General features: G+C 33.7%; 19 protein-coding genes. 11 read left to right on the top strand and 8 right to left on the bottom strand.

What is annotated here, in order from left to right:
- Positions 1-55: 55 nt before the first annotated feature.
- The 5 genes from SCB73_RS01145 to SCB73_RS01125 form a co-directional block, all read right to left on the bottom strand.
- Positions 56-1,354 carry a chloride channel protein gene (locus SCB73_RS01145; protein WP_320568364.1) on the bottom strand — a complete coding sequence of 433 codons (1,299 nt, stop codon included), beginning with the start codon at positions 1,352-1,354 and terminating at the stop codon, positions 56-58.
- 217 nt (positions 1,355-1,571) lie between these two features.
- Complete coding sequence (gene gloA2, locus SCB73_RS01140; protein WP_320568363.1) at positions 1,572-1,961, bottom strand: SMU1112c/YaeR family gloxylase I-like metalloprotein; 390 nt, start codon at positions 1,959-1,961, stop codon at positions 1,572-1,574.
- Positions 1,961-2,536 (bottom strand): sugar O-acetyltransferase, encoded by a 576-nt coding sequence (locus SCB73_RS01135; protein ID WP_320568362.1) that lies wholly within the window; start codon positions 2,534-2,536, stop codon positions 1,961-1,963. The genes gloA2 and SCB73_RS01135 overlap by 1 nt, the downstream gene beginning before the upstream one ends.
- Positions 2,537-2,538: 2 nt before the next feature.
- Positions 2,539-2,994 carry a YciI family protein gene (locus tag SCB73_RS01130; RefSeq protein WP_320568361.1) on the bottom strand — a complete coding sequence of 152 codons (456 nt, stop codon included), beginning with the start codon at positions 2,992-2,994 and terminating at the stop codon, positions 2,539-2,541.
- 14 nt (positions 2,995-3,008) lie between these two features.
- Complete coding sequence (locus SCB73_RS01125) at positions 3,009-3,467, bottom strand: DinB family protein (protein WP_320568360.1); 459 nt, start codon at positions 3,465-3,467, stop codon at positions 3,009-3,011.
- 141 nt (positions 3,468-3,608) lie between these two features.
- Between SCB73_RS01125 and SCB73_RS01120 the strand changes: the two genes are divergently transcribed.
- The 10 genes from SCB73_RS01120 to SCB73_RS01075 all read left to right on the top strand — a co-directional run bounded on the left by SCB73_RS01120 (position 3,609) and on the right by SCB73_RS01075 (position 11,306).
- Entirely contained in the window at positions 3,609-5,774 is a 2,166-nt protein-coding gene (locus SCB73_RS01120) for a TonB-dependent receptor (protein ID WP_320568359.1), read from the top strand.
- 537 nt (positions 5,775-6,311) lie between these two features.
- Positions 6,312-6,719 carry a DUF2141 domain-containing protein gene (locus SCB73_RS01115; RefSeq protein WP_320568358.1) on the top strand — a complete coding sequence of 136 codons (408 nt, stop codon included), beginning with the start codon at positions 6,312-6,314 and terminating at the stop codon, positions 6,717-6,719.
- Between the two features lie 48 nt (positions 6,720-6,767).
- Positions 6,768-7,391 carry a hypothetical protein gene (locus SCB73_RS01110; protein ID WP_320568357.1) on the top strand — a complete coding sequence of 208 codons (624 nt, stop codon included), beginning with the start codon at positions 6,768-6,770 and terminating at the stop codon, positions 7,389-7,391.
- 21 nt (positions 7,392-7,412) lie between these two features.
- Positions 7,413-8,771, top strand: coding sequence for a 2TM domain-containing protein (locus SCB73_RS01105; protein WP_320568356.1), 1,359 nt, complete (start codon positions 7,413-7,415; stop codon positions 8,769-8,771).
- Complete coding sequence (locus tag SCB73_RS01100; RefSeq protein ID WP_320568355.1) at positions 8,771-9,073, top strand: 2TM domain-containing protein; 303 nt, start codon at positions 8,771-8,773, stop codon at positions 9,071-9,073. The genes SCB73_RS01105 and SCB73_RS01100 overlap by 1 nt, the downstream gene beginning before the upstream one ends.
- 2 nt (positions 9,074-9,075) lie before the next feature.
- Positions 9,076-9,411, top strand: coding sequence for a 2TM domain-containing protein (locus SCB73_RS01095; protein WP_320568354.1), 336 nt, complete (start codon positions 9,076-9,078; stop codon positions 9,409-9,411).
- A gap of 2 nt (positions 9,412-9,413) precedes the next feature.
- Positions 9,414-9,719: a 2TM domain-containing protein gene (locus SCB73_RS01090; protein WP_320568353.1), complete on the top strand. Its 306-nt coding sequence runs from the start codon at positions 9,414-9,416 to the stop codon at positions 9,717-9,719.
- Between the two features lie 18 nt (positions 9,720-9,737).
- Positions 9,738-10,106, top strand: a complete 369-nt coding sequence (locus SCB73_RS01085) for a 2TM domain-containing protein (RefSeq protein WP_320568352.1) — start codon at positions 9,738-9,740, stop codon at positions 10,104-10,106.
- A 17-nt stretch (positions 10,107-10,123) separates the two neighbouring features.
- Positions 10,124-10,492 carry a 2TM domain-containing protein gene (locus SCB73_RS01080; RefSeq protein WP_320568351.1) on the top strand — a complete coding sequence of 123 codons (369 nt, stop codon included), beginning with the start codon at positions 10,124-10,126 and terminating at the stop codon, positions 10,490-10,492.
- A 46-nt stretch (positions 10,493-10,538) separates the two neighbouring features.
- Positions 10,539-11,306: a LytR/AlgR family response regulator transcription factor gene (locus SCB73_RS01075; RefSeq protein ID WP_320568350.1), complete on the top strand. Its 768-nt coding sequence runs from the start codon at positions 10,539-10,541 to the stop codon at positions 11,304-11,306.
- A gap of 186 nt (positions 11,307-11,492) precedes the next feature.
- Here SCB73_RS01075 and SCB73_RS01070 read toward each other — a convergent pair whose 3' ends face one another.
- Both SCB73_RS01070 and SCB73_RS01065 read right to left on the bottom strand, forming a co-directional pair.
- Positions 11,493-12,518, bottom strand: a complete 1,026-nt coding sequence (locus SCB73_RS01070) for a COX15/CtaA family protein (RefSeq protein WP_320568349.1) — start codon at positions 12,516-12,518, stop codon at positions 11,493-11,495.
- Positions 12,519-12,530: 12 nt separating this feature from the next.
- Positions 12,531-13,964, bottom strand: a complete 1,434-nt coding sequence (locus tag SCB73_RS01065; RefSeq protein WP_320568348.1) for a CCA tRNA nucleotidyltransferase — start codon at positions 13,962-13,964, stop codon at positions 12,531-12,533.
- Between the two features lie 396 nt (positions 13,965-14,360).
- Between SCB73_RS01065 and yaaA the strand changes: the two genes are divergently transcribed.
- Positions 14,361-15,119 carry a peroxide stress protein YaaA gene (gene yaaA / locus SCB73_RS01060; protein ID WP_320568347.1) on the top strand — a complete coding sequence of 253 codons (759 nt, stop codon included), beginning with the start codon at positions 14,361-14,363 and terminating at the stop codon, positions 15,117-15,119.
- Between the two features lie 294 nt (positions 15,120-15,413).
- Here yaaA and SCB73_RS01055 read toward each other — a convergent pair whose 3' ends face one another.
- Positions 15,414-17,003, bottom strand: a complete 1,590-nt coding sequence (locus SCB73_RS01055; protein ID WP_320568346.1) for a DHA2 family efflux MFS transporter permease subunit — start codon at positions 17,001-17,003, stop codon at positions 15,414-15,416.
- Between the last annotated feature and the right edge of the window lies 1 nt (position 17,004).

The following is a 17,004-nucleotide window of genomic DNA, read 5'->3' as shown; positions in this document are numbered from 1 at the left end:
TTTTAAATATACTTTGCTAGAGCTTGTTTTTTGCAAATGCTTATTTTTTTTAAGATTATTTCGTCAAGCTTGGAGTGTAACTATATATGGTATAAGGATAAATCATTTTTGCAGTATATTTTGAAATCAAGCAAACTACAAGAATTGGCAAAAACAAAGTATAGTCATTTGTTAATCCGCAAACTAAAAATATTGCGGTGAAAGGTGCATGAATGCTAGCACTCAAAACCGCGGCCATTCCGATAATCATAAAGTTAATTGGAAGTACATTTACATGGAAAAAGCTGTTTAAAACCGAAGCTAATAATAATCCTAAAAAGGCTCCAATAAATAAACTTGGTGCAAAAACACCCCCGTCACCACCAGAAGCCAATGTTATTGAGGTTACAATTGGTTTCAGAATCAAGATTGCGATAAAAGTCAATCCTAAAGTTACGGTCAATTGCGTTTGAGTTCCAAAAATTCCTTTAATCGCATGATAACCTTCACCATATAATTGTGGAAAAATGAATAACGAGACACTCAAGACAACTGAACCAATTAAAATTTTATAGTAATGTGTATCAATTTTTCCAAATTGAGATTTGAAGAATAATACACAACGTGTTAAATAAACAGAATTAATTCCAGCTAAAATTCCTAAAAGAATGAAGTATGGAATCGCTTTTAAATTCCATGTTTCGATTGAAACTGCAAATAATGGTTCTTCTTTTAAAATGGTTAACAAACAAAAAGCAATTGAAACCGCAATGACATTTGAAATAACAAAAGCGCGTGTAACTTTTCTGGAAATTACCTCAAAAGCAAATAAAATTCCCGCAATTGGACTGCTAAAAAGTGCTGTGACACCAGCGGCAACTCCCGCGCAGATCAGTTCGGTTTTGTATTGACGAAAAACATTCTCTTTTTCATGAGCGACTGATCCAATGGTTGCGGTTGCTACAACTGTAGAAACTTCGATTCCTGTTGAGCCTCCAAAAATAACCGTTAATAATCCGTTTATGAAGTGTGATGGAATTTTATAAGATGGGAGATTTTTAGATTTTGAAGCCGTACTTTCAAAGACTTCTTTGATTCCTTTGTTTTCTTTTTTCTTGAAAAGGTATTGTCTTAAGAAATAAATTACTGACAAACCGAAAACGGGAAAAATGACGTAAAATATTGGGTGAACCGATACTTCGTGAAAGAAGATTTCTTCGTAATACTCCGTTATTTTTTTTAGAGAAATTCCGAGAAAAGCGGAGAGAAAGCCAATTAAAATAGAAACAATAACTAATTTTCGAAGTTTGATTAATTGATGATTTTTTTTGATTTGCGCCGTTTTGTTCATCACTATAAATTTGAAGATTCGCATTTTTTTATCTGCGGGTTACAAAATTAAGCATCAAAATCGGTTTTTTCTAGGAAATATTTATTTTAGTGTGTTAAAATGAATATAAACAAGAAAATTCTGTCGTGTGTTTTACTTGGCAAAATGAAGAGAAATTGCTCGAAAAGTCGCAGAGTCGCAAAGAATTTACTTAAAAAACTTTGCGACTCTGCGACTTTGCGAGATTAAAAAATAACTTAATTTATCTCTCGTAAAACTCAATTGGCAACAAATCCGGATCAGCAATAAAAGTGAAACGTTTTTCTGTGGTTTCATCAATTCTGATAGGTTCTGATTCTATATTTTTTGAATTTAAAAAAGCAATCGTTTCTTCCAGATTAATGACTTCAAAAGCCAAATGTCTTAAACCAACCGCCTCAGGCCTTGAAGGTCTTTGTGGCGGATTTGGAAATGAAAATAATTCGACAACATAAGAGCCATTTAATGCCAAATCTAGTTTATACGATTGGCGTTCTTCTCGATAGATTTCTCTAATTATGGTTAAACCTAAAATCTGAGTATAAAAGTGTTTCGATTTTTCGTAATCGGAACATAAAATGGCAATATGATGGACTTTATTAAGGGTAAGCATTATTTTTTGGATTCAGGTTCTTGATTTAATTTTCGAATAACTTTTGCCGGATTTCCAACAGCAAGCGAATTGTCTGGAATATCTTTTGTAACCACAGATCCAGCGCCAATAACACATCCTTTTCCTATTGTTACGCCAGGGCAGATAACAGAATTTCCGCCAATCCAGCAATCGTCTCCAATTGTAACAGGATAAGCATTTTCTAATGTTTTTCTTAATTCAGCGTCAAGCGGATGAGAAGCAGTGTAAATCTGAACATTTGGTGCAATAAATACATTTGATCCGATATTTACAGGCGCGCAGTCCAAAACAACACAATTCACATTGAAATAAACATTTTCGCCAGCAAAAATATTGTATCCATAATCACAATGAAAAGGAGGTTCAATATATAAACCAGCTCCAGCATTTGGAATCAATTCTTTTAAAATTTCTTTTGCCTTTTTGGTAACTCGGTATTCTTTTACGTTTAAGGTATGTAAAAGATTCTTTGCAGCACGACGGCCTTTTACCAATTCTGGATCAAAGGCGTTATAATATTCGCCAGAGATCATTTTTTCTTTTTCGGTTTTCATATTTACATTTTCGTCTTGGCAATTTTTTCATGCATTTTTGGAATTTCCTGCAAAGCTGCAGTGCAATACCAAGGCGTTAATTCGGCTTCTAGTAAATTTGCTTTTATTGCGGGATCAGTCGCAACAAGCGCTTTGGCTTCTTCTATAGTTTCAACATTAAAAATATAAATACCACGATAATTTCGATCGTTTTTCATGAAAGGCCCGGCTACAGCCAGTTTTCCTTCTTTTGCCAATTTGTTGATATTGGCCATATGACCTTCAAAAAGCTTTTGGGTTTCTTCTTTCGAAGCGGTTGTATTACTTCCCGATTTTAAAAGACAAAAAACATATTTCTTCATTCCGTATTCATCAGCATGAAGAGATTTAGCTAAAGCTTCGTCGTATTTCACTTGGTTTTCTTGTGAAAAACCAATTGAGCAGCATAATAAAACTAGAATTAAAATTGAATTTTTCATTTGTATTTTATGTTTTAAAGTAATTTCTTCAAAATAACAATTTGCCCTAAATGATACACATCGTGCTGAATGATTCCGTGAAGATGTTCATAGTACGAGTGGCCAGTATTGACGTATATTTTAGCCAAATGATCATCATCAAAATTTTCAAAAAAGGCATTCCAAGCTTCTTGTGATTTTGCCAAAGTTTGAAGCGACTGTTCCCAAGCAGCTTCGGAAGGATCTAAAACAGGGACAAAATAATTATGATCTGGAGTAATAATGGTTTCGCCCTGCATACGCTGTAAAATATTTCTTCTCCATTGAATCAAATGGTTCACAATTTCCCAAATTGTATTCAAATTTGGATTGATCTTTTTGTAAGCTTGTTTTGCTGTTACATTTTGTAAAGTGCCCGCTAGAGTAACTTCCAGCCAAGGATTTCCATCATAAATGGATTGATATAGATTTGAAATTCGTTTGCTTTCTGACATAAATGGTAATTTTTGGTTTTCCTAGCTAAGATACAAATAAGTATTTTACAACTCATCCTCGAAATTCTACAATTGGGTTATTATATATTTTTTAACGTAAATTGTTAAAATACATTTGCTTCATCAAAAACCAAAGATGACATGAAAACCAAATTATTTTTTACAATAAGCTTTTTACTTTTTACAGCTTTAACTTTTGCTCAAAATACGATTTCAGGAAAAGTTGTGGACCAAAAAGGGAAACCAGTTGCGGGAGCAAACATTTATATTGATGGAACTTATGACGGAGCAACAAGCTCAGAAACGGGCGATTTTTCGTTTCAAACCAGTGAAACAGGAAATAAATTTATTGTGGTTAGTTTTTTACTTTTTGAAACTTTCAAACAAGAAATTGACGTTGCAAATTATAAAGATCAAGTGATCAAATTAAGAGAAAATGTTAATACGCTTGATGCGGTTGTTATTACAGCAGGAACATTAGAATCTGGAGACAAAGCAAGAGTTTCAGTTTTAAAACCTTTAGATATTGTAACCACTGCAGGTTCTGCAGGAAATATTGTTGCCGCTTTGCAGACTTTGCCAGGAACGCAGAATGTAGGCGAGGATGGACGTTTGTTTGTACGTGGAGGTGAGGCCAGCGAAACGCAGACTTTTGTTGACGGAATCCGAGTTGCACAACCTTACGGAGCAACCACAAATAATTTGCCTACAAGAAGCCGATTTTCTCCTTTTTTGTTTAGCGGCATCGCATTTTCTACCGGAGGCTATTCAGCAGAATATGGAGAAGCTTTATCAAGTGTTTTGCTTTTGAATACGCAGGATGAAGCTGATCATGAAAAAACTGATATTTCATTTATGACTGTTGGTTTAGGACTTGGAAATACGCAAAAATTCAAGAAAAGTTCATTGAGCGTAAATATGATGTATGTAAATCTAGCGCCTTATCAAGCTGTAATTCCTCAAAATGTCGATTGGAACAATCCATATCAATCACTTGGTGGAGAAACGGTTTACAGATACAATTTTACAAACGGAATCTTCAAATTATATGCTTCTTTCGACTCAGAAAAATTTGATTTGAATCAGAAGAATGTCAATTTCGAAAATCCGATCAGAACGGATATGAACAATAATAATTTCTATTTGAATTCTTCTTATAAAGGAACTTTTGGAACTGGCTGGCAATTGACTTCTGGAATTAGCTATGGCTACAGCAAAAATAAAATCACATACAATATCACTGATGTTGACAACAACGAAAATGCTGCTCAACTGAAATTAAAATTGCAGAAAAAAGTTTCAAACTATTTCAAATTGTCTTTTGGTACTGATTATTTCATTACAAAATTCAATGAAAATGTCGATGACAATATTTCTATTAATGTTGCAAATGGTTACGATTCAAACATTTTTGCAGCTTACGCCGAGGGAGATATTTTATTCTCTAAAAAACTGGCAATGAAAGTTGGTTTGAGATATTCAAACAATAGTTTGCTGAATGAAAACAATTTTGCGCCAAGAGCTTCATTGGCTTATAAAGTCTCAAAAAGCAGTCAGTTTTCTTTTGCTTACGGAGATTTTTCGCAAACGCCTGTTGTCGATTATATCAAATATTCAAAATACCATCAGTTTGAGAGCGAAAAGGCGAGACATTATATTTTGAATTATCAATTTACAAAACCAGGACAAACTTTTAGAGCTGAGGCTTATTATAAAGAATATGACAATTTAGTTCAGTATAATACGAGAGATATTCAATACAATTCGGTATTCAATAATAACGGTTCAGGATATGCAAAAGGGATCGATTTGTTTTGGAGAGACAGCAATTTATATAAAAACTTAGAATATTGGATTTCTTATTCTTACATAGATTCAGAAAGGCAATACAAAAACTTTCCAACCATGGCAACGCCAAGTTTTATTGCAAATCACAGTTTATCTGTAGTAACAAAATATTTTATTACCGATTGGAAATCACAAGTTGGTTTTACAAACAGTTTCAGCTCTGGGCGTCCGTACAATGATCCAAACCAAACACAATTCATGAACGGAAAAACAAAATCATATAATAGTTTGAGTTTCAACTGGGCCTATTTATTGACCACACAAAAAATCCTTTATTTCTCTGTGTCAAATGTTTTAGGAACACAAAATGTTTTTGGATACGATTACGCCAGAACTCCAGACGCAACCGGAGTTTATCAAAGACAAGCTGTTGTACCAACTGCTGATAGATTTTTCTTCGTTGGTTTCTTCTGGACTATTAGCCAGAATAAAAATGAGAATCAGTTGAAAAATTTATAAGTAATAAAGTGACAGAGGGACAGAGGGACAGAGTAACAAAGAGACGAAGGCCTAAAGTTGATAGTCCCAGAGGGACATTATATTTATAGAAGGATTAATTTATTTTAGGTTGAAACCCCATCGGGGTGATATTTAAATCATATTGAAAATGCCGCTCCTATGGAGCTTTAGATCAACTATATAATGTGTCTATAAATATTACGCTCCGCTGGAGCTCACAGCAGATTAAAAAGAAAAAACCTTTGTCACTTTGTAACTCTGAACCTTTGTTGCTTAGAAAAAAACAATTCAGTCACCAAATTCGACAACTCAGTATCATTTAATTTTAAAAGACTAAAAACCAGCATACTTTTGAAGTGTAAATTAAAAGGAACAAAGAAACAAAGTGACAAAGGTTCAAAGTTTTGAATCTTAAATAATAAAAAAGCCACTTTGCAACTTTGTCCCTTTAAACCTTAAAAAAGAGTTTTAATCATCAACAAAAAAACTTAGAACCTTAGAACCTTAGTAACTTAGTAACTTTAAAAAAAAGAAATCATGACCAAAATTATTACAATAACCATTTTATTTATCTGCAGCTTAATGTCTGCACAAAATGTAAAATTAACTGTTGCTGTTTCAGGCTTAAAAAATGATACAGGAGTTGTTAAAGTAGGATTATATAATTCAGACGGAACATTTCTTAAAACAACTTATAAAAGTTTGGCTTCAGAAATTAAAAACAATCAGGCGGTTGTAACTTTTGAAAATCTTCCTGCGGGAGAATATGCGATCTCAACTTACCATGATGAAAACATTAACGGAAAGCTTGACAGGAACGCAATGGGAATTCCATCAGAAGAATATGCGGCTTCAAACAATGCAAAAGGATTTATGGGGCCTCCATCGTATGCAGACGCCAAATTTAATGTCAGTAAAGATTCAAAAATCGAAATTAAATTCTAATAAACAAGTAACTAATCCATATAAACAAACCATTAAATAACTTATAAAATGAAAAAAATCATCACTTTAATCGCATTATTTGTCGTAGTAATAAGTTCAGCGCAAACACAATTTGAACAAGGAATGGGAAAAGCTTTTGGGCTTTGGAAAGAAGGAAAAAATGCAGAAGCTTCGGCAATGTTTGAAAGAATTGCAGCGGCTGATAAAACAAGCTATCTTCCTAATTACTATGTTGCCTTGATTAATGCGACAGCAGTTTTTTCGGAAAAAGATAAAACAAAAATCGATTTGCTGTTGACAAAAGCACAAGATGCTTTAGATCAAGAAATGATTAAAGATCAAAATAATGCAGAGTTGTATGTTATGCAAGCTCTGATTTATACAGGATATGTTGTAGCTGACCCAATGACAAACGGAATGAAATATTCTGCCAAAGTGATGGAAGCTTACGCAAAAGCAAAAGCGATAGATCCAAATAATCCAAGAGCTGTTTTTGGAGAAGCAGATTACCAATTAGGTGGCGCAAAATGGACAGGTGTTGATACAAAACCACTTTGTGCGCAAGTTGATAAAGCTATTGAACTTTTTGCTACATTTAAACCAGCAACGCCTTTTTCTCCAAAATGGGGATTAGAAAGAGCTTTGGAAGCACAAAAAAATTGTAAAAAATAAATTTAATTTAAGCCAAATAGAATGAAAGATCATAGAAACGCGTTTGCAGATTTAAAAAGTGGAACTATAGTTTGTTTCAAGATTTCTATGGTCTTTACCGTAATCTTTTCAGCTTTTCTTGGTGCCGATTTAACTTTCCGAAACGTAGTGCTGACTTTTCTTTTAAGCTGTCTTTATTCTTTCGGTTTAGGATTTGGAAATGGCTTTTTGAGCGTTCTTTTAGATAAAAAATGGGATTGGTTGGAACATACAAATTTGAGAGTGTATTACGGAATTCTGGTGACAGTTTTATATACTGTTCCAGCCGTTTTAGCAGTCAATTATATTGTTTTTGTTGTAGTGCAAAAATTGCCAATCGAACAGTTTTTTAATGAAAGAATGATGTGGAACCACGTTTTTTACATCATCTTATCACTAGGAGTTTCAACTTTTATGCAGGCCAGAAGTTTTATGGTAAAATGGAAACAGGCATCAAAATTTGAAATCACACAACAAAAGATTATTGCCGGAACAGCAAATGCAAAATTCGAGAGCTTAAAAAATCAAATCGACCCGCATTTTCTTTTTAATAGCCTTAATGTATTAAGTTCTTTAATTGAGGAAAATCCAGATAATGCACAACGATTTACTACTTCTTTGTCAAAAATCTATCGCTATGTTTTGGAGCAAAAAGATAAAGAATTGGTTTCAGTTGAAGACGAATTGTCATTTGCGAAAACGTACATGAACTTGCTGAAAATGCGTTTCGAAAATAGTTTGTTCTACGAATTGCCTTCAACAGCCATTAATCCAGATGCAAAAGTGGTTCCGTTGTCGTTGCAACTTTTATTGGAAAATACAGTAAAACACAATGTAGTTAGCGAACAGAAACCATTGCATATCAGGATTTTTATTGACGGAGATTATCTTGCAATTCAAAATGATTTTCAAAAGAAAGAAGTATTGCAAGACAGACAAGGAGTTGGATTGCAAAATATCGTAAACCGATACGGAATTGTAACCAACAGAAAAGTATTGATTGAACAAAATGAAAAAACATTCACAGTTAAAATTCCGATTTTAACTAAACAAATAACAGTTATGGAAACAAGTGCAGACTATAGCGATGAAAACAGAGCTTATTTCAGAGCTAAAAAAAGAGTAGAGGAATTAAAAGGATTTTATGGAAATGTAATTTCGTATTGCTGTGTAATTCCATTTTTAATTTTTATAAATTTGAGGTATTCTCCTGGATTTCAGTGGTTTTGGTTTTCGGCTTTGGGTTGGGGATTTGGAGTCGTAATGCATGCTTTTAAAGTTTTTGGTTACAGCTCAGATTGGGAAGAACGCAAAATCAGAGAGATCTTAGAAAAAGAAAACAACAAACAAACTTGGAAATAATGGAAAATAAATATGCTGAAGCTGACCGTTATTACGAAGCTCAAAAAAAAGTGAGAGAAATTAAAGAGTTTTATCAGCATTTGACAGTATTTCTTCTTTGTAATCCAATTGTAATAGTGGTAAACCTTATGACTTCTCCCGGATATTTATGGTTTATTTGGTGTGTGATGGGCTGGGGATTTGGACTGATAATGCACGGATTGAAAGCTTTTGAAGTTATGCCATTTTTTAACAAAGAATGGGAGCAAAGAAAGATTCAAGAAATTTTAGAAAAAGAAAAAAACAAACAAACCTGGGAATAATTATGGAACCAAAATTTAATAATGAAAACGATGAGTTTGAGGCAGAGTTGCAGGAAATGGCAACAAAAAAAGTGCAGAAATTAAAAGGATTTTACAGTCATATGATTGTCTATATAATTGGTTTAATTATTTATGTACTAAAAGAATATTTTGACGTACCATTTCACTTTTTTCCAATAAGATTTCTAAACGGGTTTGTAATGTGTATTTGGACAACGGCTTTTCTGGTCTCAACAATTGATATATTCGCTTCTTTCAAAATCTTCGGGCAAGATTGGGAAGAACGCAAGCTGAAAAGTATTTTAGATAAAAAAGTAAAAAAACAAAAATGGGAATAATCATGGAAGTAGATTTTAACGAAGAAGACAAATATTATTTGGCAAAAAAGAAAGTCGAAAACATAAAAGGCTTTTATGGAAACTTGACCGCTTTTATTTTAGTAAACATAGTTTTGATTGCTATCAATCTGTTGACATCACCAAATCATCTTTGGTTTTATTGGCCATTAATGTGGTGGGGAGTTGGAGTGGTTTTTCACGGATTGAAGGTTTTTGAAGTATTTCCGGTTTTAGGAAAAGGCTGGGAAGAAAGAAAAATAAAAGAGCTGATGGAGAAGGAAAAAGAGAACAAAAAGAAATGGCAATAATCATTAAAAGAAAAAAAAATGGGACGTTTAAGAAGACGCATGTACGAGGAATACAGAAACGAATTTTCGAGCGATGAACGCTTTAATATTGCATACAGAAAAGTGAGAAGAATAAAAGGTTTTTATTCACACTTAAAAGTATATCTAATTGTTAATGCGATTATTATCATTTCGAGTTTGAACAGAGAATTTATTGGAAGTCATTTTAATGACAGTGGTTTGTTTGACTGGCATACTTATTCAACGGCTTTTTACTGGGGAATTGCATTAGTAATGCATGCCGTATCAGTTTTTGGGCGCGATATATTTTTCAGCGATGATTGGGAGGAAAGAAAGATTCAGGAGTATATGAATCAGGAGTCTACTAAAGCAAATAAATGGCAATAATTTAAAAGACATATAAAATGAGACGTTTTGGAAGAAACATTTTTGAGGAATATGGCGAAGAATATAGTAAAGATGAAAACTTTAATATCGCTTACAGAAAAGTCAAAAGAATACAAGGCTTTTACTCGCATTTACGAGTTTATATTATTGTAAATGCTATAATTATAATAACAAATTTGAACCGTGATGTATTTGGAAAAGATATAATTTATAACGGTTTGTCAGATTGGCATACGTATTCAACAGCTTTTTACTGGGGAATAGCATTGGTTATCCATGCTTTTTCTGTTTTTGGTCCCGATATTTTTTTTGGCAGAGAATGGGAACAGAAAAAAATTCAGAAGTATATGGACAAAGAAGCCCAAAATACCAATAAATGGGAGTAATTTTACCAAAACCAAAAACAAATTTTTAATTTTTTCAATTCAATAAATGACCACATTAATTATAGAAGACGAAAAACCGGCTGCAAGATTATTACAACGAAAATTAGAAAAATTAGATATTGCTGTAGAAACCATGCTTCACTCTGTTGAAGAATCTGTTGAATGGTTTAACAAGAATCAGCATCCAGATTTGATTTTTTTGGATATTCAGCTTTCAGATGGTTTGTCGTTTGAAATTTTTGAAAAAATAGATATCAAAAGCGCTATCATTTTTACAACGGCTTATGATGAATATGCATTGAAAGCCTTTAAACTGAATAGTATCGATTATCTTTTGAAACCAATTGATGAAGATGATCTGGAAGTTGCGGTGACGAAATTCAAAACCCGACTTCCAAAACCAGAATCAGAAAGCAGTAATTTGCAACTTGATTTTGAACAAATACGAAAAATGTTGTCAAATCCTTTTGAGAAAACATTCAAAAAACGTTTTACAGTTAAAATCGGACAACATTTAAAAGTAATTACTACTGATGAAATCGAATGTTTTTTCAGTGAAAACAAAGGAACTTACATTCATACTTTCGACAATCGAAATTATTTAATCGATTCGACTCTGGAAATTTTGGAACAGGAATTAGATATGAAGGATTTCTTTCGCGTAAGCAGAAAATTTATTGTGCCACTTCAAGCAATAAAAGAAATTCAAGTTTACACCAATTCCCGACTCAAAGTTATTTTGCCATCTTATAAAGAAGATGAGGTAATTGTGAGCCGCGAAAAAGTACAGGATTTTAAAGCCTGGTTGGGATAAATTAATTTCCCCATTTTAAGATCTAATTTTTTTCAAAACCATCCAAATAAAGAGCCAGAGGCTCGATCGATTTTGTAGGGCCGGATTTCAATCCGGTTGGACAAAGATTGGAAACATTATTAGATTATATATAAGCATAAAAAAATCCTTCATTTTGAAGGATTTTTTAATGTCTTAAATTTTAAATTATTTACTCAATCGATGCAAAGTATACGTCATCGCACTCAAAAGGAAAAACGCCATAATTTGGTGAATCAATCCTAAAGCCAATGGAACGCTGTACAATAAAGTGAAAACACCAAGCAAAAACTGAATGAAAACAAAAACGACAAGGGTTTTGATTCCGTTTGCCTGAGTTGACGTAAGCGTGTATTTTTTGCTTTTGAAGAAAAGAAAAAGAATCATTGCCACAACGACATAAGCAAAAGTTCGGTGCACAAACTGAACGCCACTTTTTCCTTCACTTAAATTCTTAATCAAACTAGATTGCTCAATAAAAACCGATTCGTGAATAAATTCGCCGTCACTCATCAACGGCCAATGATTGTGAATTAATCCTGCATTCAATCCGGCTACAAATCCGCCATAAATAATTTGGATTAACAATGCCACCAAAGCATAGCGCGCAATATTTCGAAGCGGTAAAATCTTATTGATATTTCTTTCCGGATAAATCAAATCTAAGGCTACCCAAAGAGTATAAGCAAAAGTGATAAAGGCAAAAGTCAAATGCAACGAAAGTCTGAAGTGGCTTACATCAGGATTATCGATTAATCCGCTACGAACCATAAACCAGCCAAGAAAACCTTGAAAAGCGCCCATTCCTAAAAGCACAATACATTTTTTGATAGTCTCGGTATCTAATCTCTTTTTCGCTAAAAAGTAAACAAACGGCACAAAGAAAACCAAACCAATAATACGCCCGATGAAACGGTGAAACCATTCCCAGAAATAAATGAATTTATAATCGGCTAATTGAAAATCGTTGTGAATATTGATTTTTTGGTATTCGGGGAATTTCTTGTATTCGTCAAAAGCGGCTTGCCATTTTGCTTCTGTTAAAGGTGGGAAAGTATCGGTTACCAAATGCCAGTCCGTCATTGATAAACCTGAATTGGTCAATCGCGTGATTCCGCCCACGACAACCATTAAAAATAATAAAACACAACCTGATAGTAACCAAATGATTACTGATTTATTCTCTTTTTTCATTTTATTAAATACTTATTTCTCTATTTTTTTCAAGCCTAATTTTTCAGCTCTCTTAATCACAAAATCATAAGCAGCTTGATATTCATTAGGAATAATGCCTTCTAAAATGGCCTCTTTAACCGCTTCTTTCAAAACTCCAATTTCACGTGAAGGCTTCAAATCAAACATTTCCATAATTTCTTCGCCAGAAATTGGTGGTTGGAAATTACGAACATGATCACGCTCTTCAACTTCAACAATTTTCTTGCGGACAAGCTCAAAGTTTTTATGGTATTTCTTGAATTTCGATGGATTTTTGGTTGTGATATCGGCTTCACATAAAGTCATTAGATTTTCTACATCTTCGCCAGCATCAAAAACCAAACGACGAACTGCGCTGTCGGTCACAATATCTTGTGCTAAAACAATCGGACGAGAACTCATAATGACCATTTTTTGCACAAATTTCATTTTGTGATTCAGTGGCATATGCAAACGTTCGAAGATTTTCTTGGCCATTTTTCCACCCAGAAATTCATGTCCGTGAAAAGTCCATCCTTGTTTTTTGTTGAAACGTTTTGTTGGCGCTTTTCCAATATCATGCAATAATGCGGACCAGCGCAACCAGACATCGTCAGTATTTGGGCAAATATTATCAACCACTTCTAAAGTGTGGTAAAAATTGTTTTTATGGGTGTGGCCTTCAATTTCTTCAACCTGATTCAAAGCGGTCAATTCAGGCAAAATTAGATCTAAAAGTCCTGTTTTGTATAAAAGCAAAAATCCCGTTGAAGGTTTATCTGTCAAAAGAATTTTATTTAATTCGTCAACGATTCTTTCGCCAGTAATAATCTTGATGCGTTCGGCATTTTTTGTGATAGCATTCAATGAATTTTCTTCAATTTCGAAATTCAATTGAGTCGCAAAACGAATTGCCCGAAGCATTCGCAAAGGATCATCAGAATAGGTAATATCTGGATCCAAAGGCGTTTTGATTGTTTTAGTTTCTAAATCGGCTAAACCATTAAAAGGATCTAAAAGATCTCCGAAATTAGTTGAATTCAGTGATAAAGCCAAAGCATTTATGGTAAAATCACGACGGTTTTGGTCATCCTGAAGTGTTCCATTTTCGACGATCGGGTTTCGGCTGTCACGATTATAAGATTCTTTTCGCGCGCCTACGAACTCAATGTCCGTATCTTCAAAACGAAGCATTGCAGTTCCGTAAGTTTTAAAAACCTGAACTTTTGGTTTGTTTGGAAGTAAATCTGAAACTTTTAATGCTAATTCAATGCCACTTCCAACAGCAACTACATCAATGTCTTTTTTAGAACCTCGGTTTAAAAGCAAATCACGAACAAATCCGCCGATCACATAAGAGTCAACATTTAGTTCTTGAGAAGCTTTCGAAATAATATCGAAGATTTTGTTTTGTAAAGCAGTTTTATAGTTTGTTTGTATCGCCACGAATTCAAATTTTGGATAAAAAATGCATTTCAAATTTTAGTAGAAATAAAATGCATGCAAATTTACAACATAGAAAATGCCTATTATAATCTACAGCCTACTTTTTTGAACAATTTCACATTTTATAGCGTTGATTTTTATGAATTGGGAAAGGCTTGCCACGAATTTCACTAATTTTCACGAATTTATTTTTTCTGCCATAGATTATTAGGATTAAAATGATTAAAAAATCTGTGGAAATACTGTTTAATCTGTGGCAAAAAATCTTTGCAGAAATAATTAGTGTAATTAGTGTAATTTGTGGCGAGAAAAAAATACAACGATAGAACAAATCAATTGCAAAGGATAATTTTTAAAATTTCAATTTGTATTTTTGAATCATACAAAAACGTACAAATGAAAATTGTTATATCGCCAGCGAAATCATTGAATTTCGAAAAAGAATTACCAACATCTCAATATACTGAGGCTTCTTTTTTAAAAGAAGCGAGAATAGTTCACAAGGTAGTGAAACAAAAAAAGCCCGCTGAATTATCAGAATTAATGTCGATTTCAGACAAACTAGCCGATTTAAATTGGAAACGGAATCAAGAATGGAAAACACCTTTCACTCCTGAAAATGCACGCCCGGCAGTTTATACATTTGATGGTGATGTTTATACAGGTTTAGACGCTTATACAATCCCGTTAGAAAAATTGGATGTTTTGCAAGATAAACTTCGAATTTTGTCTGGGCTCTACGGACTTTTAAAACCGCTTGATTTAATGCAAGCTTACCGTTTGGAAATGGGAACCAAAATGCCTGTTGGAGAATCTAAAAACTTGCATGAATTTTGGAAACCAACAGTAACAAAAGCTTTAAACAAAGAATTGAAAAAAGGCGAGTTGTTTGTGAATTTAGCTAGCACAGAATATTTTTCTGCTGTTGATGTAAAAACTTTGAAGGTTCCTGTAATTACTCCAGATTTCAAAGATTACAAAGACGGAAAACTAAAAATGATCAGTTTTTTTGCAAAAAAGGCGAGAGGGATGATGGTTCGTTATATTATCGATACGAATGCTGAAACTATTGATGATTTAAAAGGTTTTAATTACGAAGGATATCAGTTTGATGCGAATCTTTCTAAAGGGAATCATTTGGTTTTTACAAGATAGCTTTTTTAAAGATGCTAAGGTTCTAAGTTGCTAAGATTCTAAGGTTTTAGTTTCAAAGTTTTTTTATTAGAGAGCCGAAGGCTCGGAACATATTGTAGGCAGGGATTTCAATCCCTGAAGAGGTGAAATAAAAAAGATGTTAATTTTTTAACCACAATTATTTACGCAATCTCGATAGCTATCGGGAGTAAAGTTTGTAAACTGAAAACTGCCACTAAAAACTGTGACTAAAAAATAAACGCCGAATTCTAAATGATGAATTCGGCGTTTCTGCGTATTATAAAATTATTATTATTAATGCATTGCGTCGGCTGCACTAATCTTGTTCTTCCCTTTCTTGATGAAAAGGATAATCGGTATACAACATAAAAACATAATTCCGAGATACATGAAAATATCCATGTACGACAATACTGTACTTTGTTTTAGAATTGAGTATTCTAAAGCTTGATAAGCCTTTTTTAACGCAACGTCTGCACTATAGCCTTTCGCCATAAATGCATGTTGCATTCCTGCTATACGTTGTTGAACATCAAATTTTGCAGGATCTAAATTATTTATTAAATCTACTCTGTGCGATTGGGTGAAACGTGTAATAAAAGTGGTGATAATGGCAATACCAAATGAACCACCTAATTGTCTCATCATTCCGGTAAAAGCGGCACCTTCACCAATTTGTTTTCCTTTTAATGTTGAAAGTGAAAGAGTTGTAATAGGTACAAAAAGCAATCCTAAACCAATTCCTCTTAAAATCAACGGCCAATACATATGTTCTACACCAGTGTCTGGAGTCATTCGAGTGTACATCATAAAGGTGAAGAGGAAGAAAATAAAAAATCCTACTCCAACCATATAACCTTGCGGAACGCCTTTTTGAATCATATTACCTACAAATGGCATCATGATTGCTGTTGTAATCGATCCTGGAATCAATAATAAACCCGCATCAGTTGCCGTCCATCCTAAAATGGATTGCGTGTAAATTGGGATAATCAATGTTGATCCGTATAATCCAAAGCCGAGAATGAAACACAAAACAGTTCCAATTCTTAAATTTCCATCTTTTAAAACACTTAAATTTACAATTGGATGTTTGTAGGTAAGCTCTCTCCAAATAAACAATACCAATCCAAGGACGGTTACAACACTTAATGTTACAATTAATGAATCATTAAACCAATCGTCTTGTTGTCCATGTTCTAATACGAATTGCAATGAACCAATAAAGGCGCTCAATAATATGATTCCCCACCAGTCAACCTGGTTTGCTTTTAGTTTTTCACCATATTTTGGACTTCTTACAAAAGTAAGCGCTAAAATCGTCGCGATAATTCCTAGTGGAATATTGATGTAAAAAATGTAAGGCCAAGAATAATTATCTACTAAATATCCTCCTAATGGCGGACCTAAAGTTGGACCTACAATTACACCCATTCCATAAATCGCCTGTGCCATACCACGTTTAGCAACTGGATAACTTTCGGTAATAATCGTTTGTGCAGTTACAAGTAACGCACCTCCCCCCATTCCCTGAAAGAATCTGAAGGCTACAAGTTCCCATATATTAGTGGCGTTTCCGCATAAAAAGGAACAAACGGTAAATAATATAATCGAAGCCACAAAATAATTGCGTCTTCCAAATTGCTGGGAAAGCCAGCTTGTCATCGGAATTACGATAACATTCGCAATTGCGTATGCTGTAATAACCCACGCCACATCAGTCAAGGTTGCGCCAAGACTTCCGCGCATGTCTGTCAGCGCTACGTTTACAATCGTTGTATCTACAATTTCCAGCAGTGCACAAAGTACCGCTGTTATCGTAATGATAACACGTCTGAAGCCGTATTCTACTAAATCGTCATCTGCTTGTACTGCTGTTGCCATT

The sequence above is a fragment of the Flavobacterium sp. KACC 22761 genome, from assembly GCF_034058155.1.
Classification (GTDB): domain Bacteria; phylum Bacteroidota; class Bacteroidia; order Flavobacteriales; family Flavobacteriaceae; genus Flavobacterium.
The sequence above is the reverse complement of the archived record's forward strand: the minus strand, read 5'-3'. Positions and strand labels throughout refer to the sequence as shown.

Coding starts and splice junctions, on each gene's coding strand:
- SCB73_RS01145 (WP_320568364.1), bottom strand. CDS start 1,354: ATGCGAATCTTCAAATTTATAGTGATGAACAAAACGGCGCAAATCAAA.
- gloA2 (WP_320568363.1), bottom strand. CDS start 1,961: ATGCTTACCCTTAATAAAGTCCATCATATTGCCATTTTATGTTCCGAT.
- SCB73_RS01135 (WP_320568362.1), bottom strand. CDS start 2,536: ATGAAAACCGAAAAAGAAAAAATGATCTCTGGCGAATATTATAACGCC.
- SCB73_RS01130 (WP_320568361.1), bottom strand. CDS start 2,994: ATGAAAAATTCAATTTTAATTCTAGTTTTATTATGCTGCTCAATTGGT.
- SCB73_RS01125 (WP_320568360.1), bottom strand. CDS start 3,467: ATGTCAGAAAGCAAACGAATTTCAAATCTATATCAATCCATTTATGAT.
- SCB73_RS01120 (WP_320568359.1), top strand. CDS start 3,609: ATGAAAACCAAATTATTTTTTACAATAAGCTTTTTACTTTTTACAGCT.
- SCB73_RS01115 (WP_320568358.1), top strand. CDS start 6,312: ATGACCAAAATTATTACAATAACCATTTTATTTATCTGCAGCTTAATG.
- SCB73_RS01110 (WP_320568357.1), top strand. CDS start 6,768: ATGAAAAAAATCATCACTTTAATCGCATTATTTGTCGTAGTAATAAGT.
- SCB73_RS01105 (WP_320568356.1), top strand. CDS start 7,413: ATGAAAGATCATAGAAACGCGTTTGCAGATTTAAAAAGTGGAACTATA.
- SCB73_RS01100 (WP_320568355.1), top strand. CDS start 8,771: ATGGAAAATAAATATGCTGAAGCTGACCGTTATTACGAAGCTCAAAAA.
- SCB73_RS01095 (WP_320568354.1), top strand. CDS start 9,076: ATGGAACCAAAATTTAATAATGAAAACGATGAGTTTGAGGCAGAGTTG.
- SCB73_RS01090 (WP_320568353.1), top strand. CDS start 9,414: ATGGAAGTAGATTTTAACGAAGAAGACAAATATTATTTGGCAAAAAAG.
- SCB73_RS01085 (WP_320568352.1), top strand. CDS start 9,738: ATGGGACGTTTAAGAAGACGCATGTACGAGGAATACAGAAACGAATTT.
- SCB73_RS01080 (WP_320568351.1), top strand. CDS start 10,124: ATGAGACGTTTTGGAAGAAACATTTTTGAGGAATATGGCGAAGAATAT.
- SCB73_RS01075 (WP_320568350.1), top strand. CDS start 10,539: ATGACCACATTAATTATAGAAGACGAAAAACCGGCTGCAAGATTATTA.
- SCB73_RS01070 (WP_320568349.1), bottom strand. CDS start 12,518: ATGAAAAAAGAGAATAAATCAGTAATCATTTGGTTACTATCAGGTTGT.
- yaaA (WP_320568347.1), top strand. CDS start 14,361: ATGAAAATTGTTATATCGCCAGCGAAATCATTGAATTTCGAAAAAGAA.
- SCB73_RS01055 (WP_320568346.1), bottom strand. CDS start 17,003: ATGGCAACAGCAGTACAAGCAGATGACGATTTAGTAGAATACGGCTTC.